This window comes from Moorena sp. SIO4A1, from assembly GCF_010672065.1.
Classification (GTDB): domain Bacteria; phylum Cyanobacteriota; class Cyanobacteriia; order Cyanobacteriales; family Coleofasciculaceae; genus Moorena.
In genome coordinates this window covers 1-1,017 of sequence record NZ_JAAHHX010001080.1, presented here as the reverse complement: position 1 = coordinate 1,017, position 1,017 = coordinate 1, and the positions used below count along the sequence as shown (strand labels likewise).

The following is a 1,017-nucleotide window of genomic DNA, read 5'->3' as shown; positions in this document are numbered from 1 at the left end:
TTAATTCGTTACTATAGCAATCCTAAATAGGTTGTGGCAAAATTCCATACTTAAAAAGTTTGGGAAAATCAAATATTTGACCATCAGTAAAAAACTTGAATAACCACTTTACTCTTTTAAAAGAACTGCAAATATGATAAAATTTTCTCAAGAAACTTTTTCCTTGTAACCAAATATCTTCTACGGGATTTTGTTCCGGAGCATTAGGAGCAAATTTTGTACAAGTTATTAGCCAGTCTTCTTCTAATAAATTTTGATTAATTTTACTTAAATATTCTCGCCACTCTTGAGAATTATGATAACTGGCACCATCCCAAAATATAGCTAATCTTTTCCCTGGTCTTTGGCGTTGTAAATAGTTGATAAAATCGATAGTATTTTTTGTGTTTCCTGCCGAATACTCTTTCATTATAAATTCTTGATTTTGATAATCTAATGCTCCGTAATATGTCTGTCTATCTTTTTGATTTTTAATAGGAACTTGTATTCTTTTATCTGTTCTTCCCCAAGCATAACCTAACAGGTCTCCCCAGAGAAGATGACATTCATCAATCATAAACACTGCCAGCTTTCCAGCCTTTATATCCGAGTGCTAGTTTTCTAATTTATTTTCAATTTCTTCTTCTTGATGCAGTCGCTCATGGGGGAAACCCCCAAGACCGCGCTGCATCGCTTTTTTTGCTTCCACTAAAGCTTCATTTTTTGCTGGATTATTTTTTTGAGTCTTTTTCCAACTTATTTTGGCTTCTTTGAATAAAGAATAGTAACTTTGATCAGACTTATAAACTACCTGATATTCATGAAGTAAATAGTTTTTTAAGTCTGATAATCTCAGATAGTCTTTTTCTTTAAGCCACTGAATTATTTTAACTTTATCTTCGGGTTTTAAGTAACTTATTCTTCCCAGGGTAATCGCATCTAATTTTGTGAAAAATGTACTTGACAAAATCTTAAAAATTTGTATTAGGAATGACGGTTACTATCTCAGTTCACGTCTGCAATCACTAGATTCCCTCC

Annotated in this window: 1 pseudogene; it reads right to left on the bottom strand. The window is 32.4% G+C overall.

The window, feature by feature from the left end:
* Positions 1-22: 22 nt before the first annotated feature.
* Positions 23-922, bottom strand: a pseudogene (locus F6K53_RS45420) (IS630 family transposase); the annotation flags it as partial.
* Positions 923-1,017 lie beyond the last annotated feature (95 nt).